The 17698-nt window shown below is 40.4% G+C and carries 17 protein-coding genes; 6 read left to right on the top strand and 11 right to left on the bottom strand.

Features of this window, described 5'->3' with window-relative positions:
* Positions 1-175: 175 nt before the first annotated feature.
* Positions 176-1615: an aminotransferase-like domain-containing protein gene (locus I6N96_RS04360; RefSeq protein WP_209556296.1), complete on the bottom strand. Its 1440-nt coding sequence runs from the start codon at positions 1613-1615 to the stop codon at positions 176-178.
* A 121-nt stretch (positions 1616-1736) separates the two neighbouring features.
* Here I6N96_RS04360 and thiD point away from each other — a divergent pair, with 121 nt between their 5' ends.
* Positions 1737-2558: a bifunctional hydroxymethylpyrimidine kinase/phosphomethylpyrimidine kinase gene (gene thiD / locus I6N96_RS04355; RefSeq protein WP_209556295.1), complete on the top strand. Its 822-nt coding sequence runs from the start codon at positions 1737-1739 to the stop codon at positions 2556-2558.
* A gap of 26 nt (positions 2559-2584) precedes the next feature.
* Positions 2585-3127 carry an ECF transporter S component gene (locus I6N96_RS04350; protein WP_209556294.1) on the top strand — a complete coding sequence of 181 codons (543 nt, stop codon included), beginning with the start codon at positions 2585-2587 and terminating at the stop codon, positions 3125-3127.
* 113 nt (positions 3128-3240) lie between these two features.
* Here the strand turns inward: I6N96_RS04350 and I6N96_RS04345 are convergent, their stop codons facing one another.
* The 4 genes from I6N96_RS04345 to guaC form a co-directional block, all read right to left on the bottom strand.
* Positions 3241-4224, bottom strand: coding sequence for a permease prefix domain 1-containing protein (locus tag I6N96_RS04345; RefSeq protein ID WP_209556293.1), 984 nt, complete (start codon positions 4222-4224; stop codon positions 3241-3243).
* Positions 4221-4553, bottom strand: a complete 333-nt coding sequence (locus tag I6N96_RS04340; protein WP_209556292.1) for a PadR family transcriptional regulator — start codon at positions 4551-4553, stop codon at positions 4221-4223. The genes I6N96_RS04345 and I6N96_RS04340 overlap by 4 nt, the downstream gene beginning before the upstream one ends.
* A gap of 466 nt (positions 4554-5019) precedes the next feature.
* A complete protein-coding gene (locus I6N96_RS04335; protein WP_209556291.1) occupies positions 5020-5424 on the bottom strand; it encodes a ribbon-helix-helix protein, CopG family in 405 nt (134 codons plus the stop codon).
* Positions 5425-5650: 226 nt separating this feature from the next.
* Entirely contained in the window at positions 5651-6628 is a 978-nt protein-coding gene (gene guaC / locus I6N96_RS04330; protein WP_209556290.1) for a GMP reductase, read from the bottom strand.
* A 358-nt stretch (positions 6629-6986) separates the two neighbouring features.
* Here guaC and I6N96_RS04325 point away from each other — a divergent pair, with 358 nt between their 5' ends.
* From I6N96_RS04325 to I6N96_RS04315, 3 genes are all read left to right on the top strand, one after another.
* Positions 6987-7613, top strand: a complete 627-nt coding sequence (locus I6N96_RS04325) for an MBL fold metallo-hydrolase (protein WP_209556289.1) — start codon at positions 6987-6989, stop codon at positions 7611-7613.
* Positions 7614-7639: 26 nt separating this feature from the next.
* Complete coding sequence (locus tag I6N96_RS04320) at positions 7640-8347, top strand: histidine phosphatase family protein (RefSeq protein ID WP_209556288.1); 708 nt, start codon at positions 7640-7642, stop codon at positions 8345-8347.
* Positions 8348-8917: 570 nt separating this feature from the next.
* On the top strand, positions 8918-9622 hold the full coding sequence (locus tag I6N96_RS04315; RefSeq protein WP_209556287.1) for a histidine phosphatase family protein: 705 nt from the start codon (positions 8918-8920) through the stop codon (positions 9620-9622).
* Between the two features lie 100 nt (positions 9623-9722).
* Here I6N96_RS04315 and I6N96_RS04310 read toward each other — a convergent pair whose 3' ends face one another.
* The 4 genes from I6N96_RS04310 to I6N96_RS04295 all read right to left on the bottom strand — a co-directional run bounded on the left by I6N96_RS04310 (position 9723) and on the right by I6N96_RS04295 (position 14307).
* Positions 9723-10571: a MurR/RpiR family transcriptional regulator gene (locus I6N96_RS04310; protein ID WP_209556286.1), complete on the bottom strand. Its 849-nt coding sequence runs from the start codon at positions 10569-10571 to the stop codon at positions 9723-9725.
* A 323-nt stretch (positions 10572-10894) separates the two neighbouring features.
* A complete protein-coding gene (locus I6N96_RS04305) occupies positions 10895-12337 on the bottom strand; it encodes a PTS transporter subunit EIIC (RefSeq protein WP_209556748.1) in 1443 nt (480 codons plus the stop codon).
* Between the two features lie 13 nt (positions 12338-12350).
* Positions 12351-13244, bottom strand: a complete 894-nt coding sequence (murQ, locus tag I6N96_RS04300; protein WP_209556285.1) for an N-acetylmuramic acid 6-phosphate etherase — start codon at positions 13242-13244, stop codon at positions 12351-12353.
* The gene (locus I6N96_RS04295; protein ID WP_209556284.1) at positions 13219-14307 is read right to left on the bottom strand and encodes a DUF871 domain-containing protein; all 1089 of its coding nucleotides are present in this window, start codon (positions 14305-14307) and stop codon (positions 13219-13221) included. Before I6N96_RS04295 ends, murQ begins: the two co-directional genes overlap by 26 nt.
* A gap of 268 nt (positions 14308-14575) precedes the next feature.
* Between I6N96_RS04295 and I6N96_RS04290 the strand changes: the two genes are divergently transcribed.
* Positions 14576-15403, top strand: a complete 828-nt coding sequence (locus I6N96_RS04290; protein ID WP_209556283.1) for an undecaprenyl-diphosphate phosphatase — start codon at positions 14576-14578, stop codon at positions 15401-15403.
* A gap of 81 nt (positions 15404-15484) precedes the next feature.
* On the opposite strand, the gene I6N96_RS04285 is transcribed toward I6N96_RS04290, so the two are convergent.
* Positions 15485-16507: a DUF1002 domain-containing protein gene (locus I6N96_RS04285; protein WP_209556282.1), complete on the bottom strand. Its 1023-nt coding sequence runs from the start codon at positions 16505-16507 to the stop codon at positions 15485-15487.
* A gap of 559 nt (positions 16508-17066) precedes the next feature.
* Positions 17067-17696 carry a V-type ATP synthase subunit D gene (locus I6N96_RS04280; protein ID WP_209556281.1) on the bottom strand — a complete coding sequence of 210 codons (630 nt, stop codon included), beginning with the start codon at positions 17694-17696 and terminating at the stop codon, positions 17067-17069.
* Positions 17697-17698 lie beyond the last annotated feature (2 nt).

The raw sequence follows: 17698 nt of genomic DNA, 5'->3' as shown, positions 1-17698 counted from the left end.
ACCTTGGGAAAACATGAAGCCCAGTATGAGAGAATCTTGGAAGTTTGAGACACGAAGCCTTCTACCATTATTTCGCAATTCTATTTTAAATGAAGGAGGATAGAAATTCCCCCTATCTATTACAGCTAAGAAAAGCTGCTTCTAACATTTTCTAATCAAGCAGCTGCGTGTCTTTTCATTTTTTTCTATTTGCTAAAAGCTGCTCAGTGATTCGCTCCATTTTTTCACGAAACAATGATTGCTGCTCCTTTGGAATTCTGGAGAAATTGATACGAATGCTGTTTTTGTACGCACTAAACAAAAAACTGGGCGCAACCAGCAGTCCCTCTTTAAGAAAATACTGCCATTCATGCTGCTTTAAGTTTCCTTTTGAAAAGGTTGCCCATACATAAAATCCTCCTTGCGGCGCTTTTACAGTCCACCCCTCCAGCTCATTGAGGATATCGCAGATTGCTGTTCCTCGATTCTTGATTTCCTGCTTTAAATCAGTCAGTCGCTCATAAAAGTTGGGATCGTTCAAAGCAATATTTGCAAGAACCTGAGGAAAGATACTAAGGGAAAAGTCCATGATTTTTCTTGCCTCTGCAATTTGCCGATTAACAGACAACGGTGCGCTTAACCACCCGATTTTTGTCGTTGATCCAAGTATTTTCGATAACGAACCGATATACAGCACATTGTCCGGATCTAATTTTTTTAATGGCGGGATCTGCTCGCTGGGAATCTGCCTCAGCTGACCAAAAACATCATCTTCAATGATGGGAATCTGATAGCTTTGACACAATCGAACAAGCTTCTCACGCCGTGCTCGTCCCATGACTTTTCCTGTTGGGTTTTGAAAGGATGGGTTGACCATAACCATTTTTACTCGATGCTGTCTCATCGTCTGCTCCAGCTGTTCCAAATCGATTCCTTCATGATCCATTGGCACGCCGTACAATCGAATACCAGCCGCCTGAAAAACCGGTAGTGCATACAAAAATGAAGGATCTTCAATCGCTACACTGTCCCCTGCACGCAGCAAAACCTGCAAAATCATGAACAATGCCTGCTGCGCACCAGAAGTGATCAACAATGTTTCCTTTTGCAAAGAAAAACCATACTCTTCTGCTGTCATACGGCAAATTGACTCTCTTAGCGGAAAATAGCCAAAATCATCCTGCTGTTCTTCCTCCAAAAATTGTTTCCATGTCAGTGAAGGGATTTCAAAGCTAGGAATCAATTCAAGAGGCAGCTCCCCTGTATATCCATCAATTAATTGATCCCCTCCATTTCGTAAAAGCTGTTTCATATCTTCTATGAAGGGCTCTGTTTTGCTGAAAGCATTCTGCTCAAGGTACCTTTTCCAATCTGTTCTAGCAGCCGATGTAACGCCCCATTTTCCTTCCGCAATGAACGAACCGCTTCCCTGCTTCCTGACGATCCATCCCATATCCTCCAGTTCTTCCAACGCATGAACAACTGTTGAGCGATTTACCCCAAGTTGAGCAGCCAGCTTTCTTTCTGCAGGTAATTTGTCCCCCGGCAACAGCTCTCCACTTTTTACAGTAGAAAGAATCAACTCAGAAATCTGTTGATAGACAGGAAGACCTTCTCTTTTATCTAAGTGCCACATTATTTTCCTCCGATCAAAAATTGGATGAGTTAAAAATAATCCAATTGGCTGTTTTTGTCAATGCTCGACTGGTATACAATACTATTTATTCGCTTAAACGTATTATAAGGGGGAAATTATCATGATCAAAAAAGTATTGACTGTTGCTGGTTCGGATTCAAGCGGCGGCGCAGGAATTCAGGCAGACTTAAAAACCTTTCAAGAATATGGTACATTCGGCTTTTCTGCCTTGACTAGTATCGTTACAATGGACCCGGATGAAGGCTGGAGCCATACAGTGACGCCAATTGATCCTCAGTTGGTAGATAAACAGCTGAAAACAATTTTTGCCGGTGGTGCACTTGATGCTATGAAGACAGGTATGCTGGGAACCGTCGAAGCAATCGAGATTACCAGACAGTATATTGATAGATTCGATATGAAAAATATTGTGATCGATCCAGTTATGGCTTGTAAAGGTACCAGTGAACTATTGCAGCCAGAGAATGTTGCGGCAATGATTCGCCACCTACTACCTAAAGCAACGATTACCACTCCAAATCTGGTGGAAGCTGGGATTCTTTCCGAAATGGGAGACTTGACCTCGGTGGATCAGATGAAGGATGCAGCGAAAAAGATTCTTCTATTAGGTCCTAAAGCTGTTGTTATCAAAGGCGGGCATCGCTTAGCAACAGAAAATGCAGTTGATCTGTTTTATGATGGTACGGAGTTCACTTTGCTGGGACATAAAAAAATAGCGACTGATTACAATCACGGTGCCGGCTGTACCTTTGCTGCTGCAATCACTGCTGGATTGGCGAAAGGCTATTCTGTTGAAAAAGCAGTTCGTACAGCGAAGAATTTTGTCGCTGCAGCAATTGAAAATGGTCAAAAAATCAATCCGTTTTTGGGGCATGTCTGGCACGGTGCGTACAACCAGGCAGAGCAACGGATGACTGATTAGTATAAATGATTAAAGGAGCTTAAAAAATGAAGAAGAGAAACACAACACTATCCATTGTATTGATCGCCTTATTTACAGCATTGACGATCCTTGGTACAATGCTGAAAATCCCATTGCCAACTGGAGCCTTTGCTCATTTAGGCAATGCGGTATTATTGCTGGCTGTACTTTTACTAGGTTACACAAGAGGCGCCCTTGCAGGCGGGCTGGGATTTGCAATTTTTGATTTAATGAATGGCTTTGCCGCAGAAGCTCCTTATTTCTTCTTTGAGAGTTTTATTGTCGGCGGTGCGGCGGCATTGGTCATTGCTGCATTTCATAATAATATTGATAGCTTCAAAAAGCTGATCACGGTAGCTGTTGTTACCGGTCTGACAAAAATCCTCATGACTCAGCTGAAGAATACCGCTTTCGCTATGATTGCCGGCAGCAGCTTCAATCTAGCCTTTACTGGTTCATTCTCTATGCTGCTTGCAACTGTATTAAATGTAATCACGACAATTATTATTGTTTCATTTGCTTACTTTCCATTAAAAAGAGCGATGCAAACAATTTTTAGAGAATACTAAACAAAAAAGAGCCGATCTGAAACCGAAATAATTTCGGTAACAGATCAGCTTTTTTTGCGAGGTTAGCAGGCAGATTTTTTTCTGCCTTTGCTTTCCCACTATTTATTTCTTCCTTACTCATTAGAAGTAAAGATACTTTCAAATATCCCAAACAAAATACCAGCTACCGGAAAAATGATCCAAGATGTTCCCCAGTTGCCAAATAAGAAACTTTGAGAAAGAAAAATAACGACGACGATCGGCCAATAGACTTTTTCAATAATCAGCCAAAAAACGGGTTTTTTTTTATTTTTTTCTGCTTTTGCCTTTGGCCCAAGTTTGTCTTCATCACTGATAAAGTATTTATGCTTCAACAGTTGGGTAAAACTGCCCATGATGACTCCTGCATAGATGAACAGGAAGACGCCAGCTGAGACCAATAGCAAGGTAAGCCCTAAGCCCAACATTTCATAGCGCTCATTATCACTCATTGTTGTGAAAAACATCAATGGCGCTGCTGCGATGATACAAAAAACAACACCGGCAGAGATACTGAATACATATGATCGTTGGAATTCAGCCTTCTTAGTCTCCACTAATTTCTTGACCTGAACTGGAATCAACCGGTCATTCAGAGATTGGCGATTGTTTGACATACTAGTACCTGCCGTAATAAACAATGGGACACCGATCGCAACTCCGCCTAGAAGAAAAACAAAACCAATTGCTTCTCCCATTCTTTCGCCATACAAAGCTTGTGAGCCAAACATCATGGCTGCACCAAGGATGATCGCCGCTACACCAATGGAAATAAAGAACGCGCCTTTTCTTTGAACCTTTAGAAATGTTTCTGCTTCATCGATCATGATTTCATCGATTTCTCTGCCCATTTCTTCGCTGTACTCTTTCTTCATGTTCATTTCTTCCAACAACTCATCAATGTTCCCAAATTCAGAAATCACAGAGCCGATTGCTTCGTTCTCAGATTTCCCCTGACTTTTCAAGTCCTCATAACGGTCTTCTGCCCCCGCCAGCAAATCCTCTTTTAGCTTCTGTATTTGAGGAGTTTCCTGAATCCCCAAAAACAGGCTTTCTATATAGTCTCGAATTGTGTTCATTCTTCTTCCTCCTTGATAAAGCATTCCACAACTGTTTTCGTCAGCTGCCACTCTTCTATTTTTTCATTCAAATAATTTTTTCCGGATTCCGTGATTTTGTAATAGGTCCGCTTCTTTCCGTGAGTAATTTGTCCCGGATAGGAGTCAATAAAACCGTTCTTCTCCAATCGTGTAAAAGCAGAATATAATGTCGTCTCTTTGATCGAATAATTATCTTGAGAAACCTCTCTGATTCTTTTCGATACTTCGTATCCGTAAGAGTCGCCTTCTGAGAGAATGGTCAGAATAAACGTATCATTATAGCCGCGGATTGCGTCACTTCCAATCATTCAACCACCTCCGAAATTACTTCATCCATCGTACTACGTCTGTCGTTGTAATTATAATACCACGATTACTACGACAGGTAAAGTAAAAAAGAACAATTAATTTATTTGTATATGATTGTCCATTTTTTTTGAAGAAAGATTCCCCTCTTCTCTTTGGGTATAAATAAAGAGAGTGGGACAATAATCTGTTGCCACTCTTTTCCATACCCTAAATCCGAATAAACGGCGAGTCAGAAGTAGCTCCTACGACAATAAGCCGGAATTCAACAAAAATTTGTGAAACAATTTTCGTGAATTCCGGCTTATTGCTTGTAGCTAAACACTTCTGTCTCAGCCTCTTTCCTGACCTTACCTTTTTAACTGTTACTCTCATCTAAAAACTATTTCTTCAAAAATAATACAGATATTCCTTAAAATAGTTCCGTGCAGTTTCTTTACTTAAAAAATAGAAATCAACTTCTCTCATTTAGTTCATTTCTCGGACTAGCTCCTTTATCTCATCAGACGCAACTAACTTCCCCCGTATCAAAACATCATCAACCGTCTTTTCAAATAGCTCTCGATTGACTTTTTGATCAATGATCAACATGCCAATGACACTGACACTGATCTTCTCATTGTCCTCAGCAAGCTTTTCCAGATTTTTCTTTGAAAGCGAAAGAATCCCAACTGTTTTTGTCCATTCTTTTTTTGTTGAAACTGGCAGCAGTTGTTGATCGATTCGCTCGCTATGAACCTCCAACTGCTTTCTGACAGCTGTTCGAATTAGATCGGATCGATTGGAATAGATCCCCTGCTCCACGAGAACATCTATCTGGGCCAATTCGACTACACCTAAATTAATTGTTAGCTTTTCTGTTTCATTTGACATATCTCTCAGCTCCTTTACCATCCATATGGAATCCATTTAGATTACAATAGCATGAAAAAGAAGAAAAAACAACAAAAAAGAATCCAAATAGATGGTATATGGATTCTTTTTTAGGGATTTTTTGAATCAAAAAAACGTCGAAGGAATACTTTCCTCCAACGTTTTTCGTTTTTTATTAACTTTTTATTCAGCATAGGCTTTTGAAGCAGCCTCCAAAAGTCTTTCCTTAAATTGTATCGCCATTAAAAATAGAATTCTTCACAATAACATAATCTACCTTGCGAACAGATTCCAAATCTTTTCCACCAGCATAAGAGATAGAGGATTGCAGATCCTGCTGCATCTCAATTAATGTATCAGACAGCTTGCCTTTGTATCTGATCCAAATTTTCTTTCCTTCAACATTCTTCTTCTCGCCCTTTTGGAATTCAGAAGCACTGCCGAAGTATTCTTTGTAAACGACACCGTTTTCGACCTTTGTTTCCCCTGGCGACTCCTCATGCCCTGCAAAGAGAGAACCGATCATGACCATTGTCGCACCAAAACGAACTGATTTTGCGATATCCCCATGTGTACGAATTCCACCATCAGCAATGATTGGCTTGCGAGCTGCCTTTGCACACCAACGAAGTGCTGCCAACTGCCAACCGCCTGTCCCAAAGCCTGTTTTTATTTTAGTGATACATACCTTCCCTGGACCAATCCCGACCTTGGTCGCATCCGCTCCAGCGTTTTCTAATTCTCTAACTGCTTCAGGCGTCCCTACATTTCCGGCAATCACAAATGTCTCCGGTAAGAATTTTTTCAAATGCTGGATCATATTGATAACTGCATTGGAATGGCCATGAGCAATATCGATCGTTACGTAATCAGGAACTAACTTCTGCTTCGCCAAGTCCTCTACAAAATCATATTCTCCTGCCTTCACGCCAACACTGATCGATGCAATCAATCCTTTTTCCTTCATTCTTTTAATGAAAGGAATACGAGCTTCTTCATCAAAACGATGCATAATATAGAAATACCCATTTTCTGCTAGAAACTCTGCAATGGTCTCATCGATGATTGTCTGCATATTTGCAGGAACCACAGGCATCTTAAATTCGTGCGCACCTAAACGAACAGTCGTATCACATTCTGAACGGCTGTTGACGATACATTTATTAGGAATCAGCTGTACATCTTCATAATCAAAAACTTTCATAGTTACTATCTCCCAGCAATTTAGTAGTTTTTTGGAAAACACATAAAAAACGAACACTTAGAATATAAAACGTTCGGAATTTTCATGCCCATGATAATTTACACCATTTCCCGCAGAATGTCAAAAACAACTTAACAAAACTTACGTTATTTCGAATTCCCCCTTATATTTTCTTAATCTTCTCCATTGAAAACCCGAACAAACCATTCTAACTTTTTTTCTGATCAGTAAAACTTGATCGCTACACGGATCATCATCTCTCTCACTTAAAACTAGAAATATTTCAGCTTCTTTGGACTCTTCCTTCAAGTGTTGTATAATTAATAACGATAACAATGAAGGAGAGGTAGTGTTAACTATGTTGAGAATCGAACAACTCAAAACAGGAATCATTCAAGAAAACTGTTACCTGATCTTTAATGAAAAATCTTTGCTCATCGTAGATCCAGGCGCAGAGGATCAACGACTGATTCACGAAATTGATAAGATTGGAAGAAAGCCTGAAGCAATTCTTCTAACACATACTCATTATGACCATATCGGTGCTGTCGAAAGCTTGAGAAAGCACTTTGATATCCCTGTATATGTCAGCCCATTAGAGCAAGAATGGCTAGGTGATCCAAGATTGAATTTATCCGGACTAGCACGTCATGATGATATGGCAGATATCATCGTACAGCCAGCGGAACATGAATTTGAGATGAAAGAGTATGAAATCGGCGGTATGGCCTTTACCGTTGTACCAACTCCCGGACATTCTATAGGAAGTGTCAGTTTCATTTTTGATGACTTCGTTGTTACCGGTGATGCCTTGTTTAAGGGAAGCATTGGCCGAACAGATCTGTATACAGGAAACATGGAGCAGCTGCTCCACAGTATTCGCACTTACCTGTTCACTCTTCCAGATGAATTTCCCGCATATCCAGGACATGGCGATGCAACAACAATCGAACACGAAAAAAGAACAAATCCTTTCTTTCAATAAAAAAGACGATTGAGGTGACTCACACGATGACAGAAACAAAGCTTTATATCATACGCCACGGCAAAACAATGTTCAACACGATCGGCCGCACTCAGGGTTGGTCAGATACACCTCTTACTAACGAAGGAGAGCTGGTCATTCAGCAGCTTGGTGCTGGTTTAAAAGCTGTTCCATTCAAGGAAGCTTATTCCAGCGATAGTGGACGTGCGATGCAAACAGCTCGAATTATTCTACAGGAACATACCGAAGGAGAAAAGATTCCTTATAGAACTGACAAACGTATCAGGGAATGGTGCTTCGGCTCTTTAGACGGCGGGTATGATGGAGAATTATGGGGTGTCGTACCTCGTATCCTAGCATTCAATAATTACGAGGAAATGATGTCGAAAACTATCACCTATAGAGAGCTCGCCAATGCAATCATTGAAGCTGATACCGCTGATTGGGCAGAACCGTATGAGAAAATCAGAGAACGCGTCTGGTCCGGCTTTGAAGATATGGCTCATCAACGGGAAAAGGACGGCGGCGGAAATGTCATGGCTGTTTCCCACGGCTTAACAATTTCTTTCCTGCTCTCTCTGATCGATGAAACCTTGCCGATGCAAATGGAGCTTGAAAACGGTAGTGTCACAACATTGATTTACAAAAATGGCACCTTCACGATTGATAAAATAAACGATCTTCACTATATCGAAGATGGAAAAAAAGAATTGACCCATAGGAACTTACTTTAGATCATTTATGTATAAAAACTGTCGGACGCTTGTATACACTGAAGTGCTTGACAGTTTTTTTTGCATGAAGCTGCATATCATCAATGGGACATATCAGAAAAGTAATATAGACTTCTTTCAGAAATCCCCCATCAATCAGACATACTCAAATTCTCCTTGTATCAGCTCAAATTTCTGCAACAGATCGACTTTTACCAATTCTTAATATTTTCCTCATCCCTTTATAATATTGGTGTTTCTTCCCCTACTGCTTGAAAACAGAAACAGAATTTTTGTTTTCTATCTTATACCCGCAGTATAATCAATACCATCCTAAAGGAAAGGTCGTGAAGTTTATGCTGAAAACTGATTTATTCACAATAAGTGTTCGAAAAAAAGCTCAGCAAATCCTTGATTCATAGTTGGTTTATCCACAGCATTTGTTAAGCATGATCAAACTCTGATGTTGACTACTGAATACAGCTCTTCTATGAAAGCACAATTGTTGAAGATAGTTGTACTCATGAAGACGTGACCCAAGCGTCATAATCAAGCGATCCAATCGACTAAATAAAAAATGAGGTGTAAAAAATGACAGAAACAAAGCTTTATCTAATCCGTCATGGAAAAACAATGTTCAATACAATCGACAGAGTGCAAGGTTGGTCAGATACACCTCTTACACCGGAAGGCAAACAAACAATTCAACACTTAGGTGTCGGATTACAATCGGTGCCCTTTGAAGAGGCTTATTCCAGTGATAGTGGACGAGCAATCCAAACTGCAAAGATCATTTTGCAGCACCACAAGGAAAAAGAAACGATTCCATTTGAAATGGATGAACGGATTCGAGAATGGGGATTTGGTTCATTGGACGGTGGATACAACAACATTTTATGGAGTCTTCTAGCTCGGATTCTAAATGTAGATAGTCTGGAGGATATGTCAAAGGTTTCCGTCTCCTACAAAGATTTCGCCGAAGCGATTGTTGCTGCGGATACAACTGGATGGGCAGAATCCTATGAAGAAATCAGGGATCGTGTCTGGACAGGTTTTGAGGATATGGCTAAAAAAAGAGAAGCAAGTAATGGAGGCAACACCCTCATCGTTTCTCACGGCTACACCATTGCATTCTTTCTTTCGCTGATCGACACTCGTCGGCCGATACAGTTCGATTTGATCAATGGTAGTGTCACAACAGTTATCTATGAAAATGGGAAATTTACGATCGATACAGTCAATGATACAAATTATATAGAAGCAGGAAGAAATTCGCTTGTCGTGCATAATCATTGATATACCTGCAGATTATGTGTCTGAACAGCATATAAAAAAGCTAAAGGAGCGTACAGATAACTGTATGTTCCTTTAGCTTTTTGGCATTTCTTTGATTTATTCATTTTTTTAGATAGTCGACCGTATTCCTTGATTGTTGAATCTTTTTGATCGTCTCATCATAGTTGTTGGAAGCATAATAAAAGAAAAGGACGTCAACGATATACAATTGGGAAATCAACGATACAGTTGCTGCACTCCGTAATGGGGCTTCCTCCCCTTTTGCAGTTAACAGGACAACATCGCTCTTTCCAGCCAATGGTGATGAACCATTTTCAGTGATGCCGATTGTATAAATCCCGCTTTCCTTCGCTATATCTAATAAAGCCAGTAGTTCTGTTGTTTCTCCGGAATTTGAAATCCCAATAAACAGGCTCTCTTTTTCACCGGTCCCTAATGCAGAGGCCAATAAATGATGATCCAAAGAATAAAAAACTGTTTTTCCCAGCCGAGTAAACTTCTGGTAAACATCTTGTGCCACCAGTGAAGAAGCACCCAATCCATATACATAAACAACTTCTGCCCGCTCGATTTCCGGTAGAATGACGGCAAGATCTTTTTCATCAAGTAGATCTGCCGTTCGCTCTAAAGCATGGATAAAGCGGACATTCAGCTTTTGCTTGATTGCTTCCGCTGTTTCTTCCTTCTCTACCTCTGTATACATTTCAGCATCTACTGAACCAAGATTTGCAGATACCAACAGCTTAAGCTCCGTAAAACCATTGACCTGCATCGAATGACAAAAACGAATAATAGCCGCTGGACTGGAATCAGCTCGTTTGGCCAGTTCTTGCGCACTCAATGTGATCACTTCGTTGGTGTTCTCTAAAATATAATCTGCAATCTTTTGCTCGGATTTTGGCAGATGTTCTCGATGATCTCGAATAGTTAAGATAATATTTTGCTGCATGCTTGCCAACCCCTTTCCTATGCTTTAGAAACTGTTCAGATAACTATTCAGTTTCTTCATTTTGCTGATCCGATATCCTTGCCGCATAACCTCGCGATTTTAAAAGCCATGCAGAAACAGCCAGTGACTGTTTCTTGATTCTTTCATCTAGGATGCCCAATATTCGGTTCACTTCATTTGCACGAACGAACGATTCATTGTTTTTACTGCAAGAATCGTTCACTTTGCTGTTTTCTCTATTCTATTATAGCCCATAATACCTATTTATTTCTTGTTAGTCGGCAAAAAAAGACAAGATTTTTCTCGTCTTTTTTTGTTTATTATCATTTCATGTCTTTAGGAATACCGAAGAAGAAGGTTGCTGCGAATCCACCTGCATATGCAGCCAGCAAGCCTAGCACATAGGCAAGCCATTGGTTGTTTGCAATCAATGGAATCAATGCTGCACCACTTGGGCCAATTGCAATTGCACCAACATTACCGAATGCGCCAATCACAGCGCCGCCAATACCACCACCGATACAAGCTGTAATGAATGGACGGCCCAACGGTAAGGTAACTCCATAGATCAACGGTTCGCCAATACCTAGAATACCAACTGGTAATGCTCCTTTGATCATTTCGACTAATTTCGTATCTTTTCTGCAACGAACCCATAAAGCAAGCGCCGCACCCACCTGACCAGCACCAGCCATTGCCAAAATCGGCAATAGTAGCGTTTGACCAGTCTGAGCAATCATTTCCATATGGATAGGTGTCAAAATTTGATGAAGACCAAACATAACCATCGGCAGGAAGGTCAAGCCTAATGTAAACCCTGCGAACATTCCGCCTCTTTCAAGGATGGTATTGATAACACCAACCAAGCTGTTTGAAATCACACCAGCAACCGGCATAATCAAGAAAATCGTTGCTAAACCAATAACCAATAGTGTGATTGTCGGCGTCACAATAATATCGATAGAATCAGGAATTACTTTGTGTAATTGTTTTTCCAGCAAAGACAGTAACCATACAGCAAAAATCACCCCGATGATCCCGCCTTGTCCTGCAGATAATGTACCTCCTGTGAATAAATTAGGCAATGGCGCTTCCGCATTCATCCCAGTCAACATAGTCACGCCACCAATGATTCCGCCCAGTGCAGGCGTTGCACCAAATTCACTGGCACTGTTGATCCCAGTATATAATGCAAGATAGGCGAATATCCCGTTCTTGATGATGTTCAATACATCAACATATTGCTGCCAAGATGTACCGATATCGCCGGCAACGATCAGATTTGACATAACAGCAGCGATTCCTCCGATAATACCAGCTCCTACAAAGGCTGGAATCAGCGGAACAAAAATATTGGAGATTGATTTTAAAATTGCTTTGAATGGAGAGCTGTTCTTATGTTTTTCTTTCTGTTCAGCTTTCATCTGTGCAGCCTTTTCTTCTACAAGCTGCTTTCCGCTTTTGCCTTCTCCAGCCGCTGTTTCGCTTGAAGGAAATGCTTCGCCTAATTTGACACCCGCCATGTCAACCATTTCCTGCGCCACTTTATTGACCGTTCCGGGACCGATCACGACCTGTAGTGTATCATCTTCCACCACACCCATTACACCATCAATTGCCTTCAATTTTTCCAGATCGACTTTGTCATAATCACGAATATCCATTCGAACACGTGTCATACAATGACGCAGTTTCTCTACATTTCCCATACCGCCGACTTCTTCATATATTTCCCTAGCCAAACGTTGAATCTTTTCATCTGCCATCATCTTTTCCTCCTTAGTTAGAAATTGTATTTTTAATAAAATGATTGCCCTTGATTAATTTTTCTTCTGCTTCCTCTTTGCTGCAACTCGTCAAAAGCATAACGATCGCCAGCTTTACATTTTCATCAGACTTACTGAAGTAGTTTTCAGCTGTTTCATAATCACAGGATGTCGCTTCCATGATGATTCGTTTTGAACGCTCAACCAGCTTCTCATTAGTTGGCTTAACATCAACCATCAGATTACCGTATACTTTACCGATCCCAATCATGGAAACAGTTGACAGCATATTCAAAATCAATTTCTGTGCGGTTCCTGATTTCAATCGTGTAGAGCCTGTCAAAAATTCCGGTCCAGCATCTACTTCGATCGCTGTTTCTGCATACTGACTGATTTCTGCATTTTTATTGCAAGAAAGAGAAGCTGTGCCTGCTCCGATTTGACGAGCATATTCTAAACCGCCGATCACATAAGGGGTCCGACCGCTAGCTGCTATCCCGACAACAAAATCATTTTCCTTCAAGTCTAGGTCGATCAAATCCTGTTGCCCTAATTCTTTGGAATCCTCTGCTCCTTCAACTGCTATCGTCATCGCCTGCTCTCCGCCGGCAATCAATCCTTGAACCATTTCAGGTGATACGCCAAAGGTCGGCACACACTCTGCCGCATCCAAAACACCTAAGCGCCCGCTTGTACCGGCACCCATATAAATCAGGCGACCACCATTATTGAAGCTTTCAATGATTTGAGTTGTCACTTTTTCGATTTCCGGCAATGCTTCCTTCACTGCTAAAGCAACCTTTTGATCCTCTTCATTCATTCGAATCAACGCCTCCTTTACAGAAAGCTGATCTAAATTCATGGTATTCATATTTCGTTTCTCAGTTGTTAGATTTTCTAAATTCATTTTCTAAAAATCCTTTCTCTACTAATTTAAATGCTGCTCCAGCCTTTATCTCTTGAATCAATGCAAGGTCAGCTTCTACAATACTTGAAACAACATTGACTTTTTCCTCTTTCGGAAGATCCTTCTTCACTATTTGAATCTCTCCCATGTATCTGCTGTAGTTCACATTATCAACCGTTACACTGCCTATTGTTCGCTCACGGATAAACTCAGGCTCGATCATCGGGATCTCCCTAAAACGAGCATCCGCGCTTCGAACAACATCTCTCGCAGCATCTAAACGATTGCTATGCTCCCCCAGAATGTATTCGTAGTACGAACTCCCCTTATTTTCTGTTTCAAGCACTAGCTGATCCAGATTCAAAAAGGCATCGAACTGATTGATTGTCCGCTGATTGATTTGCGGATCACCGATATAAACACCATCCACTAATAAGTCCTTCAACTCTAATCCCGCTGCTAAAGGATTCAAGTAACGATGCTTTTCCAACGTCGGTAGTCCATCATAGAGCGGCCCTCTCAGCTCACCATTTCCTGGAACAAAAGCGTACACACGAATATTGTTTTCCTGAAGCCATTCATTTTTTTGATAAAATGCTGTTTTCCCTAACGCTGTTTCAGGACGTGGATAATAGTTATGCCAGGCTTCAAAGCGATTGAAATCTGCTTTTGATTCCTGCAATTCTTGGATATCATCTGCTGTCAGTGTACTTGCATTCAATCCAATCGTCAGCTGCTTTGACAGCTCAGCAATTTGTCTGTTGGAGATATCATAATCCATACGTAAACCAGTCACTCCGACTGCAAGAAGCTCCTCTATCCGTTCAAAGGAGAAGCCTGCACGCTCCAACGCATCGCCGGAAATATCCACCATCAGCTCCATGCCTTCTTCCTTGGCAATAGCACCCAGCTTTCTCAGTCGCTGTAAATACAAGGAAGCATCATCCTCCGGTATATGCAGTGATGTAAAGATGCCCTTGAATCCCGTATTGCTCATTTGTCTGATGTAGCTTTCAGTTTCAGCTGTTATGTCCTGTCCTAAAAATACTGAAATTCCGTACATTCTTCTTCCCTCCTGATTAATACGCTTTCATTATACTTCGTTTGGAATATAATTTCAAGTATTAATTACAATAAAACAAAATATTGAAATTAAATTTCATCAAAGAGCAAAAAACACCTCTCTTTTCTCACTTAACATAATTAAATTAAGTAGGCAGCTGGTTGTAAATCTAAATTTTTTTCTTATGATTTTCGTACTTGGTTGGTTTTTTCATCGGTTAACGGTATACTGTTACTGTATGTATTTTTACATAGAAAGGAATGAATCTATGTTATCAAATTTATGGAAAGCAATTATTCTTGGTATTATAGAAGGGATCACAGAATGGCTGCCGATCAGCAGTACCGGCCACTTGATCTTAACAGATGAATTTATCAAGATGAATCTTAGCTCAGATTTTATGGAAATGTTCAATGTTGTCATCCAGTTAGGTGCGATCATGGCAGTCGTTGTTTTATATTTCCACAAGTTAAATCCATTTTCTCCAACAAAAACACAGGAAGAAAAACAAGACACGTGGGAGCTTTGGAAAAAAGTATTGGTGGCTTGTGTACCTGCTGGTGTTATCGGTCTTTTATTCGATGATGCAATCGATGCTCGCTTTCATAATTTCATCACGGTTTCTCTCATGCTGATTATTTATGGTGTTGCGTTCATCATTATTGAAAAGAGAAATAAAACCAGAGTGCCAAAATGTACTGATTTAAATAAGTTTACTTATAAAGCAGCTGCAGTTGTCGGGTTCTTTCAAGTGTTATCCTTGATTCCAGGTACTTCTCGTTCCGGCGCGACTATTCTGGGTGCGATCATCATTGGTGCTTCTCGTTTCGTGGCCACTGAGTTTTCTTTCTTTTTAGGGATTCCAGTGATGTTTGGCGCAAGTCTCCTTAAAATTGCAAAGTTCTTGATGAAAGGCAATCCATTTGTTTTTTCCGAATTTATTATTTTATTGGTCGGCGCAGTCGTAGCCTTCTTTGTTTCAATCATTGTCATCAAATTCCTGCTTAACTATATCAGGAAAAATGATTTTACTGTATTCGGCTGGTATCGTATCGTTCTCGGTGTTCTTTTGATCAGCTATTGGCTGTTCTCATGAGGCCACAAGTACATTGAATAAAAGAAAAACAGCGTTCAGCAGCCTTGCATAAGGTCGCTGAACGCTGTTTTTAATAGCTGTTTAGTTGAATAGATTACCAAAGAAATCTGTAATAGAATTCCATAATCCTTGGAAAAAACCTTCATTTGCTTTCACAGCGCTTGTCAGATTTCCAAATTTATCACCAATACTGTTCAATGTGTTTTGAAAGCCTTCACTGATTTTATCCAGCTGAGCAATTGATTCCTTAGATAGGACACCCTCTGTATTTAGATACTGTTGTGCCAATGAAATCAGTTGATTGATACTGTCCTGAGAAATATACTCAGACAAGCCGTTATTTTTTATTGCGTTATTTACAATTTCCTCTACCTCAGCCGCTGTAACAGAATCACCCTTTTGCTCTTTCAAATCTGCCAGTTCCTTTTTGATATCCACTAGCGTTTGATTCAACTGTGTTTGATAAGCCTCGTTAGCTGCCTGTTTTTCTTCCTCGGTCATATCAGCATTATCACTCGTTGCTTCCTCTGTAATTTCATTGGCTACATCAGTAGTCGTCGCCAGCTCCGTCTGTGCCAGCTGTGCACGATCAGAATCAATCGTCTCTCCATTTGCCTCAAACGCCTTGTACACGCCAGTCAATGCACTTTCCCCAGTTACCTTGACCACACTTCCTACTTTGATAGAAGCATCGGTAACACCGGCAGTCACCAAAGGATTTTTGTACTGATCTGCAGTGATTAGAGTAATATTTTCCGGTGTCACGATATCAACAGTGATACCGGACCCTTCATTTTTTCTAGTAACAACAACAGAGCTCAGCATTGCAGCATCATCACCGCTTCCAGAGCCTAGATATTTAATCAAGTCTGCCCCTGTCGCAGTTTGAGTGTTTACTTGATCCGCTGTTATACCTAAAATGTTCATCGTTTCTTCTTTTTGAGCCGCCGATAGTCCTGCTCCTGCGACAAAGGTCGGTTTTCCCCAGCGCTCATCGATCACTGTATCTGTATTATCCGCTTGAACAGCCATTGGTATAGCTGTTCCAACTGCTCCAATCGCCAACATTGTTGTCATTGCCAGTGCTGCATATTTTATTTTCATTTGTAGTATCCACCTTTTTTACATATTTTCACTTTAAGGTCTATAAACCCTATTATAGCCTTCATTACACCAAAAGTGATTTTTTCCCTGCAGTATAACCAAAAAGAAATAACTGCAATATCCATTTCTTTTACAGGATCTATATATAATCATAGCTCAAACAAATCAATAATGAAAATATCCACGTTCTTCTTTAAAGATTATTAAGTAAAATTGGAGAATCTTAAAAACAGTGAAAATCGTCGTTAAATAACGCTCTGAAGAGATTTTTCCAATTAATAAAAGGAAGATGATGCAGAAACTAAAATGGACTGAGACGTTATCAAGCTCTTATTTATAAGACTGATAGAAAGGATTTCATAAGCCCAATTTTATTATGCATCCTATCTTCCCATCAGGTATGATCGCTTCTGGAGCAAATAGAAAAAACACTGAGAAAGGATTTTATTCCTTCCCCAGCGCTTACCAATGATACTATCCATCCAGTTAGACAAAGGCTTGAATCCTCTGTACTCATGTTGTACGATTTTCAACTACTTGAGTATGAAGTTACTGAATTTTAAGAACCCATATCCTTGATTTTGATCAAACGAGTGATTTCGCCCCGTTCATTCTCTTCAAGCTTCATTTTGATATAATAAATCGTTTCTTCTAATTGTGGGATCGTCATATATTCCAGTGCGTTCACACGACGTCTCGTTTTCTCGATTTCTTCCGCCATCAATTGACAGGTCTTTTCCACCTCAGCCAGTTCTAACAGCTTAGGCAAAATCGATGAAATTTTATCGAAGGAGACGTCTAGCTCTGCATTAGAATTCAGATATCCATAGTTTAAAGGTGATTCAACGATCTCTTCATCATAATGAAAATTCATGATGGGAACTGCTACGCTCATTACATTTTTCTCAATAACATCAACCGCTACTTCACTAGCTGGAATAGATACTAACTCTTCAATGAACGCCTCATTCAAGGTGCTGCTTGCCAGAACAAAGCTTGACAATGCACCAGTCAGCTCTTCTTCAACTTCGATTCGAAGCTGATTATTTTTTCTCACCAGCAGAATGAATTGACGGATCAGTTCGTCCTGCTTGTCCTTCAAAAGCTTATGCCCTCTGCTGGCAGTTCCCAGCTGCTTTTTCAGACGAGTAAGCTCCATACGGGTCGGATTCACATTCAATCTAGCCATCG

Source organism: Enterococcus larvae (assembly GCF_017830045.1).
GTDB classification, from domain to species: Bacteria; Bacillota; Bacilli; order Lactobacillales; family Enterococcaceae; genus Enterococcus_L; species Enterococcus_L larvae.
This window is presented reverse-complemented; position numbering and strand designations above follow the sequence as displayed.